The organism is Anabaenopsis sp. NIES-4685 (genome assembly GCF_059725405.1).
In genome coordinates this window covers 4,393,210-4,409,017 of the sequence record NZ_AP043602.1, presented here as the reverse complement: position 1 = coordinate 4,409,017, position 15,808 = coordinate 4,393,210, and the positions used below count along the sequence as shown (strand labels likewise).

The window sequence follows — 15,808 nt, the reverse complement described above, 5'->3', positions numbered from 1 at the left end:
CTATGCAACACTGTGGTTTATAATTTGTATTAATTTGGCTTGACTACTGCTAGAATTGTTATTATTATTTATTCTTAATAGCTGAGATTCAGGCTACCACAGCCAGCTAATCAGAGCTAATGGATCAATGAGACATTGAAATTTGTAGAGTTGTTCATGAATAAATTTATTATCGGTTTGTTCACTGTAAGTGCGATCGCATTTGCTTCTACTGCTGCTAATGCTCAAACTGGAGACAGTAATAATGCTCAAATAATTAATCAGACTAATATTACCACTGGGAATCACAACCTTAGCGTAAATAAGGCTAATCAAATTAATCAACACTTCGCAGGTGATGCTGGTAGTTATGGTAGCAATGCTAGCGGTCAAGTCATCCATCAGATGTGTGAGACCCACGGTATCGGTAATGTTTGTATTAATAGCGCTTCTCAACAGAACCAAAAAATCAACCAAGGGATACGCCGACCTATTTATCCCCAGAAAAGACACCATTGATGATTATGAATAACTAGCAAACATCCCCAAATTATTTAAGTTAAATTCGGTGGCTGCTTCTAAAATTAATAGGGTAAAGGTGATAGCCACACTATACTTTACCCTAGACTTTTTCTGATAGCTACCGCTTGCTTCAGCCATACTTGATGGGGATATCCTATGCAGATTTACAAATTTTCCTCACTGCTAATTTCTGTTAGCTTATTTCTCCCTGTTGTTACTCAAATAGGTGAAATAGATATGCACATAGGGAGAATGAGAATTCGTCAAGATTTACGGGGAAATCTGGAAATATTTCCAGATTTCCCGGGAAGTGCAAAGCTCCATACTCCTGAGACTGAAATCTATATGAATGGAAATTTTCATATTAACGATGTCAACACTTTATTGAGAAACACCTGTCAAAAATCAGGTAGTATTCTTACCCAAGAAAGCAGACAAGTCACCAGGAATGGTAGATACAGACATCACAGTAGTAAAGTATCAGTCCTTTGTAATTAATGTAAAAAATCCGGGAGAACTTAGATGAAATATCAAGATTTATATCTTGGTGTCCTATCTTTTGGTGTTTGTTTAACAGTTGCTAGTTTTGCTACCAGCGCCGCATTCGCACAGTGCGTTATATCTCATGTGGGGGTTCAACTTAATATGTCTCCAACTCCCGCCAGACAAACTTCTAATGTGCAAATGTACAGTCCAGCAGCTTGTACAGGAAATACTAGTTCTTCGACAGCAGTACAAGTGAATACTGGTAATAATGGGAATGTTAGACAGCATCAAGAGGTACTCCACGAAATCAGGGGTAATGCAGGTAATAGTACTGCTGTAAATGGTCCAACTATTAAAAATAGCATAGTTGTTCCTGTTAATGTAAAGACACCAAAGAATTTTTCTCTCTAAGAAACAGTTATTGAGCAGGGTTTAACTACTATTAAACTCTACTCAATAATAAATATATTAATAAAGGCTGAATTATTTATCTTTAGTAAATACAGCGCATTTTATGTGAGTGAGGAACACAAGGGCGGGCACCGATGTTCACCCCACAATATTTATGATCTTAACGTGTGTACTTTATTTACTTTAAAAGTGCTGTAAATACCTAATTGGGTGATTCACATGAATAACTGGGATTGTATATCTTATCCTTAAATAGCTGAGGCTAAATTTCAGTTATTCCTAAAAATTATTCCCAAAGAAATTAAATTGGAAGTAGTAGAGCAGCCCTGATTAGAAATTGCATAAATACTGCCGATGATTAGCAGAATATGATGTGTTTAACCTATTTATTCGATTTCGGTTATTTTAGCTCAAGTTCTGCATCTAGTTCTTGAGAATATTCTTCATTTGTACCCAGTTCATAACGTTCTACCAAATCTCGATTCATACTAGATACCACTTGATTATTCCTATCTGGTTCTGTATAGAACTGTTGATTATATTCATCCATTTCAGCTTCTAGATAAGCGAGGACTTCTTCTAAGTTTGGTCTACTTCTATCCATAACCACAAGTCTCATTGAAGGGTGTTCAGAAGGGTCAGTTTACTAAGTATTTTTGATGTATCCAAACTCAGTGGACGCAGTTCATCTTCACCTCTATGACAAAGTGATTGTCTTGAGGGATTGACTTTCAGATTAAAAATATTCAATAATTTCTGGTGATGCCCTGCTGGTTTTACCCGTTCCTCACACATGAGGGGGAGGGATTTAGACTGATATCTGAGTGCAATGCCCAAGGTTGAATGATAAACTTACACCAGATGAAACATTGATTTTCTGGTGTTCCCTGAGATGGATTGGTAGGTGCGCTAAATCAGTTTAACGCACAAAAATATCTTCTGTAAACTATATTCGGGAAAAATGAGACGATTGTAAAAGAGGTACCAATTTTAGATTGAACTCATCTTCAAAAACTGGTTTTTTATAATCTATACTCCAAAGTTCTAAAGAACAGTCATCATCAGGTTCAGAGGGAAATAGTAACATCTGTAACTCTCCTTTACCGGGATTATACAGACATTGGACGCGAGCGATCGCACCAATTTGTCGCCGATCTAGTGCAACGGCTATTCTCAACAGGGCGCTGAGTTGGTTGACGATTTGTCGATCCTGTTTACTGACCAAGTTACGGTAATAGTCATGTTTTTTCTTGGGGGGTGATTTGCGGTGGTAACGGGCTAAATTGGCAATAATTTCAATTTCGGTTTCAGTGTAGCCGAGTAATTCACCATTGCGAATCAAATAGTAAGAATGTTTGTGATGAGACGAATGGCTGATATAATGCCCACAATTATGCAATAAGGCTGCCGCCCATAACAGTTGTCGCTCCGCGGCTCCCCATTGGTGTAACTTTCCTTGGGTCTGGTCAAATAAACTTAAGGCAAATAAGGCCACGCGATCGCTGTGTTCCAAATTGATATCATACTTGTCAGCCTGTTTGAGAACACTCCGCTGGCGTATGGAACTTTGATAGCGCAGTTTATCTTCAATCAAACCGTGGGATAGCATCCAATCTACAATTACCCCCTCTCTGAGGGCGCGTCCGCACAAGGTGACTGAATCTACACCTAACAAAGTCATAGCTTCCTGTAAGATGACAGCACCAGCCAATATCACTTCTGACCGCTTATCTGGCATACCGGGGATAATAGATATTTCTGAGTTGGTCATTTTGCGTAACCGATTTACCCAAACCCGCAAATCCTTGAGGGTGAATTGGTAGCCATTGAGGGTAGAGGGAAGAATACCTAAATTTTCTCGCGCATGAATCATCGCCAGGGTTTCAATCGTCCCGGAGGTTCCCACTAAACGGGGAGATTCCCCAGGATGGATATTTGCTAATACATCCTCAACAGAACGTTCTAAAATTCCCCTTGTATAGGCTTGGAGATATTGAAACTGGACATCGCTGATGGGTTGGGTGGTGATTAACTCACTGGTGAGTCGCACTGCGCCGACTTTTGTACTGCTCAGAGTGCGGGCTTCTTGGCTATCTGCTAAAATCAACTCTGTAGAACCGCCACCAATATCAATAATTATGTGGGGTTGCTGATCAAATTCCAGCCCCGAAAGTACACCCAAGTAGATGCGACGGGCTTCTTCTTGACCAGAAATCAAGTCAACGCTTAGGCCTAATTCTTCTTTTACCTGGTGTAAAAAATCTCTACCATTGGGGCCTCCCTCACAGCGCTTGTGGCTACAGCTATGATTGTTTCAGCATTGGCGGTTTTAGCGACTTCTTGAAAGCGTCTGAGTGCGGTAATAGCCTTATGAATGTTTTCTGGTTTGAGTTCTCCAGTGGTCAGGTCACGATTACCCAGCCTGACAGTTTCTTTTTCTTTGGCAATAATGCTGAAAGCTGGTAAGGTCGGGTCAATCTTTACTACTACCATGTGCAGAGAATTTGTTCCCATGTCAATAGCAGCAATAATCCGGTTTTGCTTAACTGGTTCAGTGCTAACACTTTCCCAGTTAGCTGAAACTAAATTCAGCATCTAGTTTTCTCTCGTTGAAGGACTAAAAAATGGTGCGTTACAACAAAATCAATCTCTTCTTACTCTGAACTATGTACAAAGCCTGTCTGAGCTAAGAATGTTTACCGTTGTCAGTCACAGGTTCTACTTCTATAAATACCAAATAAAGTTATTCTATAGATGTAAAGATGTGTGAATTCATCCATCTCAAGTTATGACTTGATTTATATGCTGAATCCTTACGAACGCAAACAGGAACCTGTATGGCTGACTATTATCCGCCTTTTGCGGTGGGATAAACCAGAAGGACGATTAATTTTAATGATTCCGGCTTTGTGGTCTGTATTTTTAGCCGCATCAGGAAAACCGCCTTTACCCTTGGTCGGGGTAATTATTTTGGGTACTCTAGCTACTAGTGCAGCTGGTTGTGTGGTTAACGATTTGTGGGATAGGAATATTGACCCACAGGTGCACAGAACGCGCGATCGCCCCTTGGCTTCCCGGGCTTTGTCTGTTAAAGTCGGGATTGTGGTGGCTGCGGTTGCTTTAGGATGTGCCGCAGTACTCGCTTCTTATCTTAACCCCTTAAGTTTCTGGTTGTCTGTAGCTGCTGTACCTGTAATTCTGCTTTATCCGGGTGCAAAGCGGGTATTCCCCATCCCCCAATTAGTTCTCTCCATTGCTTGGGGTTTTGCGGTTTTGATCAGTTGGAGTGCTGTAACTACAGATATTTCTTTACCCACTTGGCTACTCTGGGGCGCTACTATATTCTGGACTTTGGGGTTTGATACCATTTACGCTATGAGCGATCGCGAAGATGATAGCCGTATTGGGGTAAATTCTAGCGCTTTATTCTTCGGTAATTATGCCCCTTTAGCTATTGGTATTTTCTTTGCTCTGACAGTTATATTACTGGTATATCTAGCTGTATTAACACAATTGGGTTTTTTCTTTTGGATGAGTCTAGTTATTGCTGCTATTGGCTGGATTTGGCAATATTTCTGTTTAATCCAGGATAGCGTACCCAATTCTGTATATGGTAAGATGTTCAGTCAAAATGTCTGGATTGGTTTGATTTTACTTGGGGGAATGATTGCTGGTTCTCTCTTGAGCTAAGACCATTCTTGTGGGTCTCGGAGAAATATCACTCCTCCTACAATATTAATTTTTTATACATCTACAGTTTGCCACATTGACTTGGCAACCTGTTTGATTATATACTTCTGCCTATAGAAGGCGGCTGTCCATGGAGAAGATACAACCCTAAAACTGCATCAGTCAAGAAATTTGAGGTTTTGACCTACCCAGAAAATAACTCACGGGTAAGAATTGTCTTGAGTTGCTGCATAATTAAACGGTGAAATTGTCTGTGGTGAGCAGAAACTGCAAGGTTAGTTATTAGGTGAGGAGTAATGATCGTGAGTGGACTGAAATTAAAATATGTAGCAACTTTGACATTAGCATCTGCTTTGGGATTTGGGGTATCCACAAGTCAACCAGTATTATCCCAAGAAGTAATTGCCACATCTCAACCGGGTGAAATAAATTCCGTAGGGGGAACCTTTTCTCACAGCGCTACTGACTTACAACCCATAGCGCAAACACCTATTGATTTAAATCAATTCTGTAGGGATTATCCCCTCAACTCTCGCTGTAGTCAAATTACTCCCCCTTCCTCAACACCTAGTAGCGCTCCCATGGAAGTTGCACCCACAGAGCCAACAAGCCAATCTCCGGGAGGTAACAAGAGTGGTTGGGCAATTACTCCAGAAATTGGTACTTTAGGTCTAGGAGCATCTGTAACTAGGTCAATAACTCCTAATTTTAATGCCAGGGTGGGGATAAATACTTTTAGTGTAGGGGCTGATGTCACAGAAACTGATGTCACCTATGAAGCTGATCTGAGCTTGTCGAATATTTCCACTCTAGTTGACTACCACCCGGCAAAAAATTCTGGCTTTCGTTTGACTGGGGGTTTAGTCTTTCAAGATAATAAACTCAAGGGAACTGGTAGACCAACAGCTGGCACTAATACTATTACAGTTGGTGAAGATACTTACAACGTTGATGTTTTACGATCAGTTGATGCTGAACTTAGCTTTGCCAATAGTGTCGCACCTTATTTAGGTATTGGCTGGGGAAATGCCGTTCAACGGGGTAAAGGCTTGGGGTTTTCTTTTAATTTGGGTGTGATGTTCACCGGTTCACCAAAAGTAGATGTTACACCTGAATTCGGTACTGATGCCACTCCAGATATAAGGAATCAAATCAACACCAGTATAGAGAAGGAAAAAAACAACCTAGAAAATGATCTAGATTGGTTAAACATATACCCTGTGCTTTCCCTGGGCATATCATACCAGTTTTAACATTGCTGAGTGTAAACTTGGCAAAAACATTAAACTTCATTACAGATTAAGAAGTTAAGCAAAACAATGTGATAAGTTCTGATGATATAAAGGCACAGCCACACCAACTAAGAGAAGGAGAACCAAGTGACAGTGGAATCAAATGTCTCAAGGGGCGCAGTTGTACAAAATGAAGACTTCAGCGAATATGTTGCCCATTTGCAACTTCATATGACTCTACAAGCGCGCAATCTGGTTCCCCCTCTCAAAGAGACACTTTCACTTGAAGATAGCCGAGAGCAACTGCTGCACCAAACTCAAGCCAACTTTGAGAAGCTAATTTCCCGAAAAGGGTGGTAAAAAAACAGAAATTTTCGGCATTTTTGTTATAAAACAAAAGCAGATATGTTGGGTCAATACGAAAGTGGCGCTCATCAGGTCTGCTTTTTTGGTATTTAGTTACGAGTCTACAATAATTTAATGAATTTATAGTCATTTATGTACATTTGCAGTATCATATTATTATGAATGTACGATCATTAAATGAATGAAACTATCTGATTATGCAAAAAAGGTAGGGATAAGTTATAGAACTGCGTGGCGTTGGTACAAATCCGGCGTAATCACAGGTTATCAACAACCTACAGGAACCATAATTATTAATCTACCTGAAACTAACCAAAACCCTAACAAAGTTGTAGCTATCTAAAGATTCTTCTTAATAAACTAGGTAAAGAGTTGGAGATTGTTAATCAAGCTACGGAAGGTAGAGATGAACTAATGCAAGATATAGTATCGATAATATACTCGTTTAGTGCGAGGATGTATGGGTTAAGAAGAGCAAAGACAAAAACAGAACGTATCACTCAGGAGTTACAAAATGAAGCTGATTGAGCGTCATGTTATTAAACCAAGTCACCCAGCATACAAAGAAATAGATGAACTTTGCTTTAAATCGAAGAACCTATACAATGCTGTTAACTTCATAGTTAGACAGGAATACATTCATAACAACAAGCATATTAATTATGCTGGAGCCTATCACCTAATCAAAAAATCTGTTGATTATAAAGCTTTGCCAGCAAAGGTAAGTTGTCAAATCATTAAATTAGTTGATAGATGCTGGCTTTCATATTTTGCAGCTATTAGTTCTTTTACGACCAACCCTGATAAGTTCAAAGGTCGGCCTAGACTACCTGGATATAAACATAAAACCAAAGGTCGTTGTGTGGTCATTTACCCGGCACAGGGTATTAGCAAAAAAGGGTTAAAAAAAGGGTTATTACAACCTTCAGGTACAAATATATCTATTTCAACTGCTATTCAAAGTAAAGTTAAAGAACTTAGATTAGTACCTAGAAGTGGATTCCATGTAGTAGAGGCTGTTTATGAAAAGAATGAAGTAGTCACAGTTAGGAATCAATATATTGCAGCTATCGATTTGGGGCTTAATAACCTGGACACCATAGCTTCAAACAAAAAAGGCTTTCAGCCGTTGATTATTAATGGTCGCCCATTAAAGTCAACCAATCAATTCTTTAATAAACAAAAAGCCCAACTCCAATCGAAGCTTCAAACTCAAGACCCCAATAGATACACCTCCAACAAAATATCCAATCTTCTCACCAAAAGAGATAGTAAAGTTGATACCTATCTACACCAAGCTAGTAGAACCATTATTAATTACCTTCGACAAAATCAGATTGATACTTTGGTGATTGGTAACAACAAACAGTGGAAGCAAGATATTAATATTGGTAAGCGTAACAATCAAAATTTTGTTCAGATACCGCACTATAAATTTATCCAGCAGTTGGTTTATAAAGCTAACTTAGCTGGCGTTAAAGTTATTATCAACGAAGAAAGTTATACCTCTAAGGCTAGTTTTCTTGGTTCTTCAGTACCTAATATGCTAAATTGTTTTGATAAAATCCGAAAAGGCTTACCGTATAAGGGAAATAATGTTGGTTATTGAAGAAAATGCCTGAATATTCCTTCTTAATCTCTGTTCGGTGTGTTCCCTGTTCCCTGTTCCCTCGAACCAGTTGTTAAATTAGCATAACAAGTACGGTAGAGCCGTTTTCTTGACCTTGATAATATCCCGGAGTACCAAAAAGGGGCAGAACGTGTATTTAGTGGTAGAAGAGTAGCTCGTGGGTTGTATAAAGCTTCTAATGGAGGGTTAATAAACGCTGATTTAAATGGGGCGTACAACATATTAAGAAAAGCAGTCCTGAACGCTTTTGCAGACGGGATAGAGGGGTTAGGAGTAACTCCAATCAGGTTTACCCCTGGTAAAGTGACTTTGTAGATTTGTCTATAATTCACAAACTCTTGCTGTATGATACCTTGAGTGGCGTAGCCATAACCGCAGGTAGTAGGTTAAGTGGATAACTGCAACCAAGGATGAAGCAATAACATCGATCACCTTAGTGCGGCAATTGTCAAAAAAATCACTCTTGGGGAGCAAGAGGCAGGAGTAAAAAGGGGTTAAGATTATTGTAGCACTTCCTCTGAACCAGTAATTTAAGGCTAAATGGCAGATAAAATTAAGATGACTTCATTACTACCTCGAAATCTCGGCGTTGTCATCCGGCCAGCCCAATACCGGGATTTGGACGGAATTGAGCAAATAACTCAAGACTCATTATCTGACTTGACTCCCAAAGAGGCTGAAATTGCCATCAACCAGATGCAATGGTTACGCCGTTGGTATGGATTACTAAAATTTTTGAGTTGGTTTCCTAACCCTCTCAAGTATCGTTTCTGTGCCTACGTAGCAGAACAGGGGCGAGTATTGTTAGGAATGATTCAAGTGTCACCTTTCAACCGTACACGCAGTACATGGCGGATTGATCGGGTAATGCTGGCGAAATCGCTAGAGAAACAAGGAGTAGGCTCACAACTGTTGCGCCATTGCTTTGAGTCAATTTTAGAAGCTCGGACTTGGTTGTTAGAAGTTAATGTTAATGATAAAGACGCTCTAGCACTATATCGGCACAATGGATTTCAGCGCCTGGCAGAAATGACCTACTGGGAAATTGAACCGCAATTACTGGCTGTATTAGCGCAAGCGGAGCCGGACTTACCTAATCTTTTGCCTGTAAGTAATGCCGATGCTCAATTACTCTATCAGTTAGATACAGCATCAATGCCTCCTTTGGTGCGTCAGGTGTTTGATCGCAATACACGGGACTTTAAAACCAGTTTGTTGGGTGCTCTAGCTGATGCTGTGAAGCAGTGGATCACAAAAACAGAAGTGGTGAGTGGCTACGTGTTTGAACCGCAACGCAAAGCAGCCATTGGCTATTTCCAAGTACAACTGAACCGCCAGGGCGAAACTCCTCATGTGGCGACCCTGACAGTTCACCCCGCTTATACCTGGCTATATCCAGAGATGCTTTCCCAATTAGCGCGCATTGTTCAAGATTTCCCGCAGCAAGGTTTACAATTAGCATCCTCAGACTACCAAGCGGAACGAGAAGAGTATTTAGAACGCATTGGGGCCAAGCGCATAGAACATACCCTGGTGATGTCTCGCTCAGTTTGGCATAAGTTACGGGAGTCGAAATTTGTTTCCTTGGAAGGAATTCAGTGGGGTGGCGTACTACAAGGTTTACAACCAGCTCGTAAACCCATACCAGGTGGGATGTCATGGGTAAGACCAACAAACCAATCACCATCAGACAGTCCGGGTTCAAGCAAATCAGAACCTATAACCTTTAAGTGCGATAATTTGAGTATGGAAGTATTGCCGATTCCTGAATCCACAGAGCAGCCAAAACAGGAGAACTAGTTTGACACCCCAAGAGCAACCACAACCGTTTATTTCAGCATTGGGATTAGATTTTGGTCGCAAGCGGATTGGTGTAGCAGGGTGCGATGGTACTGGTTTGATTGCTATGGGACTCACCACCATTGAACGGACATCCTTTGAAAGGGATGTCCAGCAGATCCGCCACATGGTGAATGAGCGTCAGGTACAAGTGCTGGTCATGGGTTTACCTTACTCTATGGATGGGACTTTAGGATTCCAGGCTCGTCATGTGTTGAAATTTGGCAAAAAATTGGCGAAGGCTATGGAGTTACCATTGGAATATGTAGATGAGCGATTAACTTCTTTCCAAGCGGAGCAACTGTTAATAGCTGAAAATATCTCGCCATCACGCCATAAAGGTTTAATTGACCGTAAGGCGGCAGCTTTAATTTTACAACAATGGCTTGACACTAGACGGGGCAACTTCCAGGAAGCCGTGCTAGCCTGAGAGTATTGATACCTTTTACATGATATTCTGAATTGTGTCACTAAGACTGATATCAATTTCTGAAGCTCTTTTCTTGACTGAATTAGTCAAGAAATAGTAAAGACATTTGTATATCTACTTCTATTTATAAAGTTTTACACTTCGGCTATGTTTTCCTCTCCATTTCCTGAAGAAAATGATCATGCTCATGCAGGTTCTATCACCCTCACCGATGAGACCGGGCGAAGCCTAGAATGTTATGTTGAACATTCCCTGGTGGTTGAGGGACAAGAATATGTTTTGCTCCTCCCTGTGGACTGCACCTATAGAAATTTTTGCTTGGCAAGGTGATGATGATGATGAACAGGCGGTTTTGGTAGATGATGATGCTGTCATTAACCAAATTTTAGGTACTGCTCAGGCTGTTTTGGCTGAACAAAATTTGATCGTCAAGCATACTGCTTATGCTCTGACAGTGTCTGGTGATTTACCAGCAGTGGAAGAGTCGGAGATTTTCACCTTGGAAATTGAAGAAGATGAGGAGTTGGAACCTGAACAATTACAGCGACTTGCTAGTTTCTATCATCAAGATCAAGAATACGCAATTTATACCCCTGTAGACCCGCTGCTGTTTTTCGCTCGCATTTCTAGCACTGGAGAACCTCAATTACTTTCCCCAGAGGAATTTAAAAAAATACAACCACTGTTAGAAGAAGAACTTTTTAACGAGGTCGAATAAGCTAAAGTAGATTGATGCTGATGGGGTTGGTAGTAATACTACTCTAGTTAAGTGGGAATGAGGGAAGAATCTCCCACTACCAGTGAGGCTGTAGTGGTGAGAGAATAAAATATTTGTGTTTGAAGTAGTTAAATTTGACTATGACCTGGAATGATCTCTTACAGCCTAATTTAATTATATCCGGTTCTGTCTTGAACCTGACACCCGCAATTATTCAACAATATGGGCTGCAGGGGTTGGTATTGGATGTGGATGAAACCCTGGTACCTTTGAGAGTGGGACTAGCTTCGCCAGAACTACAAGACTGGGTAGAGCAAGTGCGTAGTTCTACACAGTTGTGCTTGGTGAGTAATAATCTGAGTGAATCACGGATCGGTGGAATCGCCCGATCGCTCAATTTGCCCTATTACTTAGGTGCAGCCAAGCCGTCACGACGGAAAATTAGAGCCGCACTCACGGGGATGAATCTCCCTGCGGAACAAGTAGGAATGGTGGGCGATCGCTTGTTTACCGATGTCTTAGCCGGTAATCGTTTGGGAATGTTCACCATTTTAGTAGACCCGATTATTCATCCCGATGTAGCTCTGCGCTCTCATCCTGTGCGGAATTTTGAAGTTTGGTTATCGGAAATCTTGGGAGCTACCATTACCCCTAAAGAAAGAAAAGTTAACAAAACTTGAGAAGTCGTCGCTAAAGTAAATATAAAGAAATACTTAAGAAATCTAGGGAAAATTGGGAAATCGGTGATGATAATAATTGATAATATGGGGTCAGCAAAATAAAGACCCTAGCCCATAATAAATAACAATTAACCCGTAGAGCGTCGGCCTTTATCTATAGAAGGCTCGGCGCTTTACAAATTTTAACGAAAATTATCAATGACCAAGACGATTGTTATCAAAATCGGTACTTCTAGCCTCACTCAACCAGAAACCGGACAGCTAGCGCTGTCCACCATTGCCACCTTAGCAGAAACACTGTGTCATTTGAGACAGGAAGGGCATAGAGTGGTTTTAGTTTCCTCTGGTGCGGTGGGAGTGGGTTGTGCCAGATTGGGTTTAACTGAACGTCCTAAAGCCATGGCTCTCAAACAAGCAGTAGCAGCAGTGGGACAGGGGCGGTTAATGCGGATATATGATGATTTATTTACTACACTATCCCAGCCCATTGCTCAAGTGTTGCTGACTCGTAGCGATTTGGTGCAGCGTAGCCGCTATCTGAATGTGTATAATACCTTTCAGGAACTATTGGGACTGGGTGTAATTCCTGTAGTCAATGAAAATGATACGGTAGCAGTGGAGGAGTTGAAATTTGGCGATAATGACACCCTTTCGGCATTGGTTGCTAGTTTAATAGAAGCAGATTGGTTATTTATCCTCACTGATGTAGACAGGCTATATTCAGCCGACCCGCGTTCAGTACCAGATGCGCAGCCCATATCTTTGGTGAATAACCTCAAAGAACTAGCAGCATTACAAATACAAACCGGATCTCAAGGGTCCCAATGGGGTACCGGGGGGATGTTAACTAAAATTTCCGCTGCTAGAATTGCGATCGCAGCGGGAGTGCGAACGGTAATTACTCAAGGAAGATTTCCCCATAATATCGAGAAGATTCTGGCCGGGGAACCCCTGGGAACTCACTTTCAACCACAACCTGAACCAACTTCGGCCCGTAAACGTTGGATAGCTTACGGTCTAGTTCCGGCGGGAAAATTATACTTGGATACAGGGGCGATCGCGGCGATCGCCCAGGGGGGAAAATCCTTATTAGCCGCGGGGATTAAAACAGTAGAAGGAAACTTTGAAGCTCAAGCGGCGGTGCAGTTATGCGACCACCAGGGAACGGAAATCGCCAGAGGTGTTGTCAACTACAGCAGCGAGGAGCTAGAAAAGATTCGCGGCTGTCATTCCCGGGAAATTTGCACAATTTTGGGCTATGTAGGTGCTGAAACTGTGATTCATCGGGATAATTTAGTTTTAACTTAGGGGTGCACAAATGGCTGTAGGTGCTATAATAGAAACTGGTATCTGAGCTTATGGGCGAAATACCGGCGGGCAATAATTAACCGCCTATAGCGCCAAGTCTGACAGATTGACCAAAACTGCATATATTACCGGGAGAGGTGTCCGAGTGGTTGATGGTGACGCACTCGAAATGCGTTTTGGGGCAACTCAACGGGGGTTCGAATCCCCCCCTCTCCGTTTAATTTCCCTGTTGTGGCTAAACCCAGGTTAGATAAGGTAGTTGAGCAGCTGTAGCCTGGATTGCCTCAGACTGAGCCACTAACTGACCGCAAGCATCCCATGTACCTGCAATAAAGGTGCTGCGAGTGCCTTGACTCATGGTAACTTTTGTGGTATAATCCCCCAGGCATACTTCTAATGTTTCCAAGTTGACTGTTACAGCAGCTTGGGGGTCGGCGCTGACTAACTCTTGCAGTTTTTTGACTGTAGGAGCATCGGCAGTAACGCAAGGTATGCCCATGGCTACACAGTTACCAAAAAAGATTTCGGCGAAACTTTCCCCTATTAAAGCTTGAATCCCCCATTTAGCGATCGCTTGGGGGGCGTGTTCCCGTGATGAACCACAGCCAAAGTTGCGGTTAACTATTAACACATTTGCCCCTTGATATTGGGGTTTGTCAAAGGGGTGTTCGCCCTTTAATGCGGTGCGGTCATCGATGAATACGCCTTCGCCTAAGCCATCAAAGGTAATGGCTTTTAAATAACGGGCGGGGATAATTCTGTCTGTATCTATATCATCCCCTATAAGGATTATAGCGCGACCTGAGATTTTTTTAACTTCACTGACCATAATTTTGAGTTTTTGTCACTAGAGCAGGGGGATGGGTGGGGGTGTTATAGCAATTCGCGCACGTCTGCAACTTCCCCTTGAATAGCAGCTGTAGCTACCATGGCGGGACTCATAAGTAATGTGCGACCAGAGGATGAACCTTGTCTACCTTTAAAATTGCGGTTGGAAGAGGAGGCGCTGATTTGTCTACCTTGGAGTTTGTCGGGGTTCATCGCTAGGCACATAGAACATCCGGGTTCACGCCATTCAAATCCAGCTTGTGCAAAGATGTGATGCAGTCCTTCGGCTTCCGCTTGTTGTTTCACCCGTTCTGAACCGGGAACCACAAAGGCCTTAACGCCTTGTGCAACGTGGCGACCTTGGGCAATTTTAGCAGCTTCGCGCAGGTCACTAATTCTGCCGTTGGTGCAACTACCAATAAAACAGACATCAATTTTAGTCCCTTTGATGGGTTGACCGGGGAACAAATCCATGTATTTGTAAGCTTCTTCGGCTACAAAGCGGTCTTCTTCTGGTAGTTCTTCTGCTTTGGGTATCAGTTCATTGACCCCGATACCTTGACCGGGGGTAATTCCCCAGGTGACTGTGGGAGCAATATCCGCGGCGTTGAAAACTACTACATCATCATATTCTGCATCAGCATCACTCTTGATAGACTCCCACCAAGCCACAGCTTCCTCCCATTGTGCATCTGTGGGGGCGAAGTCTCTACCCTTTAAGTAATCATAGGTGACTTGGTCGGGGTTGACATAACCGCATCTCGCACCGCCTTCAATGGCCATGTTACAAACGGTCATCCGTTCTTCCATGTTCATTTGTGCAAAGGTGGTACCCGCATATTCATAGGCGTAACCTACACCACCTTTTACACCCAGTTGGCGAATAATGTGCAGGATGACATCTTTGGCGTAAACACCGGGGTTTAAAGTCCCATTGACTTCGATTTTCCGTACTTTCAATTTTGATAAAGCCAGAGTTTGGGAAGCTAAAACATCCCTAACTTGGCTTGTACCAATACCAAAGGCGATCGCACCAAAGGCCCCATGGCTAGATGTGTGACTATCCCCACAAGCGATAGTCATTCCTGGTTGGGTTAGTCCTTGTTCTGGGGCGATGACGTGGACTATACCTTGATTACCAGAACCAATGTTATGAAAGGTGATATTATTTTCTTGGCAATTTTGTTCTAAAGCCTGAATCATATCTTCTGCCAAGCCATCGATAAATGGCCGGGACTGGTTATCGGTAGGTACGATGTGGTCTACTGTGGCTATGGTTCTTTGTGGAAACAATACCTTTAGTCCCCTCTCCCGCAACATAGCAAAGGCTTGGGGACTAGTGACCTCATGAATTAAGTGAATCCCGATAAATAATTGTGTCAGCCCTGAGGGAAGTGTTCCAACGGTGTGTAAGTTCCAAACTTTATCAAACAGGGTGCCTTTGCTCATAAAAATCGTTATTGAACCAGTCAGATTTACTATAGTATCAAAAAACTGTCCCCCTGTGACATTTGGCTTTATATGTGGAACTATGTGTTATTAATTACATTTTATCCACCTTACTTCCCTAACTAGATTTTCCAGTTCGGAATCAAGAAGAATATTCTGGCAATATTTGAGGGATTTCGCGATTTTATCAGGGCTAAAACCCATTTATAAAATTTCAATCTGTTAGTTATGAAAACAAAT

At 41.9% G+C, this 15,808-nt stretch carries 15 protein-coding genes, 1 tRNA gene and 2 pseudogenes; 13 read left to right on the top strand and 5 right to left on the bottom strand.

Annotated elements, in window-relative coordinates; all coding sequences use genetic code 11:
• The first annotated feature begins 156 nt into the window (after positions 1-156).
• The gene (locus AC6IZ0_RS19085) at positions 157-498 is read left to right on the top strand and encodes a hypothetical protein (protein WP_497724400.1); all 342 of its coding nucleotides are present in this window, start codon (positions 157-159) and stop codon (positions 496-498) included.
• A gap of 3 nt (positions 499-501) precedes the next feature.
• On the opposite strand, the gene AC6IZ0_RS19080 is transcribed toward AC6IZ0_RS19085, so the two are convergent.
• Positions 502-639 carry a hypothetical protein gene (locus AC6IZ0_RS19080; protein ID WP_497724399.1) on the bottom strand — a complete coding sequence of 46 codons (138 nt, stop codon included), beginning with the start codon at positions 637-639 and terminating at the stop codon, positions 502-504.
• A 384-nt stretch (positions 640-1,023) separates the two neighbouring features.
• On the opposite strand from AC6IZ0_RS19080, the gene AC6IZ0_RS19075 reads away from it, so the two are divergent.
• Positions 1,024-1,398: a hypothetical protein gene (locus AC6IZ0_RS19075; RefSeq protein ID WP_271733316.1), complete on the top strand. Its 375-nt coding sequence runs from the start codon at positions 1,024-1,026 to the stop codon at positions 1,396-1,398.
• A gap of 400 nt (positions 1,399-1,798) precedes the next feature.
• Here the strand turns inward: AC6IZ0_RS19075 and AC6IZ0_RS19070 are convergent, their stop codons facing one another.
• Positions 1,799-2,002, bottom strand: coding sequence for a hypothetical protein (locus AC6IZ0_RS19070; protein WP_271733315.1), 204 nt, complete (start codon positions 2,000-2,002; stop codon positions 1,799-1,801).
• Between the two features lie 342 nt (positions 2,003-2,344).
• Positions 2,345-3,993: pseudogene (locus tag AC6IZ0_RS19065) on the bottom strand (Ppx/GppA phosphatase family protein).
• A 207-nt stretch (positions 3,994-4,200) separates the two neighbouring features.
• Between AC6IZ0_RS19065 and AC6IZ0_RS19060 the strand changes: the two are divergent.
• The 11 genes and pseudogenes from AC6IZ0_RS19060 (at position 4,201) to AC6IZ0_RS19010 (ending at position 13,507) form a co-directional block, all read left to right on the top strand.
• On the top strand, positions 4,201-5,088 hold the full coding sequence (locus AC6IZ0_RS19060) for a 4-hydroxybenzoate solanesyltransferase (protein ID WP_497724398.1): 888 nt from the start codon (positions 4,201-4,203) through the stop codon (positions 5,086-5,088).
• Between the two features lie 302 nt (positions 5,089-5,390).
• Positions 5,391-6,341 carry a hypothetical protein gene (locus AC6IZ0_RS19055; protein ID WP_497724397.1) on the top strand — a complete coding sequence of 317 codons (951 nt, stop codon included), beginning with the start codon at positions 5,391-5,393 and terminating at the stop codon, positions 6,339-6,341.
• A 132-nt stretch (positions 6,342-6,473) separates the two neighbouring features.
• Positions 6,474-6,680 carry a hypothetical protein gene (locus AC6IZ0_RS19050; protein ID WP_271730994.1) on the top strand — a complete coding sequence of 69 codons (207 nt, stop codon included), beginning with the start codon at positions 6,474-6,476 and terminating at the stop codon, positions 6,678-6,680.
• A gap of 187 nt (positions 6,681-6,867) precedes the next feature.
• Positions 6,868-7,029, top strand: coding sequence for a hypothetical protein (locus tag AC6IZ0_RS19045; protein ID WP_497724396.1), 162 nt, complete (start codon positions 6,868-6,870; stop codon positions 7,027-7,029).
• Positions 7,030-7,200: 171 nt separating this feature from the next.
• The gene (locus tag AC6IZ0_RS19040) at positions 7,201-8,295 is read left to right on the top strand and encodes an RNA-guided endonuclease InsQ/TnpB family protein (protein ID WP_497724395.1); all 1,095 of its coding nucleotides are present in this window, start codon (positions 7,201-7,203) and stop codon (positions 8,293-8,295) included.
• Positions 8,296-8,874: 579 nt separating this feature from the next.
• Positions 8,875-10,116: a GNAT family N-acetyltransferase gene (locus AC6IZ0_RS19035; protein ID WP_497724394.1), complete on the top strand. Its 1,242-nt coding sequence runs from the start codon at positions 8,875-8,877 to the stop codon at positions 10,114-10,116.
• Position 10,117: 1 nt separating this feature from the next.
• Positions 10,118-10,585, top strand: a complete 468-nt coding sequence (gene ruvX / locus AC6IZ0_RS19030; protein ID WP_271732118.1) for a Holliday junction resolvase RuvX — start codon at positions 10,118-10,120, stop codon at positions 10,583-10,585.
• A 147-nt stretch (positions 10,586-10,732) separates the two neighbouring features.
• Positions 10,733-11,303: pseudogene (locus AC6IZ0_RS19025) on the top strand (DUF3727 domain-containing protein).
• A 140-nt stretch (positions 11,304-11,443) separates the two neighbouring features.
• Complete coding sequence (locus tag AC6IZ0_RS19020; protein ID WP_271732116.1) at positions 11,444-11,983, top strand: YqeG family HAD IIIA-type phosphatase; 540 nt, start codon at positions 11,444-11,446, stop codon at positions 11,981-11,983.
• A gap of 198 nt (positions 11,984-12,181) precedes the next feature.
• Entirely contained in the window at positions 12,182-13,291 is a 1,110-nt protein-coding gene (gene proB / locus AC6IZ0_RS19015) for a glutamate 5-kinase (protein ID WP_280802143.1), read from the top strand.
• A 131-nt stretch (positions 13,292-13,422) separates the two neighbouring features.
• A tRNA-Ser gene (locus tag AC6IZ0_RS19010) sits at positions 13,423-13,507 on the top strand.
• 19 nt (positions 13,508-13,526) lie between these two features.
• Here AC6IZ0_RS19010 and leuD read toward each other — a convergent pair.
• Both leuD and leuC read right to left on the bottom strand, forming a co-directional pair.
• Positions 13,527-14,120 (bottom strand): 3-isopropylmalate dehydratase small subunit, encoded by a 594-nt coding sequence (gene leuD, locus AC6IZ0_RS19005; RefSeq protein ID WP_497724393.1) that lies wholly within the window; start codon positions 14,118-14,120, stop codon positions 13,527-13,529.
• A 44-nt stretch (positions 14,121-14,164) separates the two neighbouring features.
• Positions 14,165-15,568, bottom strand: a complete 1,404-nt coding sequence (leuC, locus tag AC6IZ0_RS19000; protein WP_497724392.1) for a 3-isopropylmalate dehydratase large subunit — start codon at positions 15,566-15,568, stop codon at positions 14,165-14,167.
• Positions 15,569-15,808 lie beyond the last annotated feature (240 nt).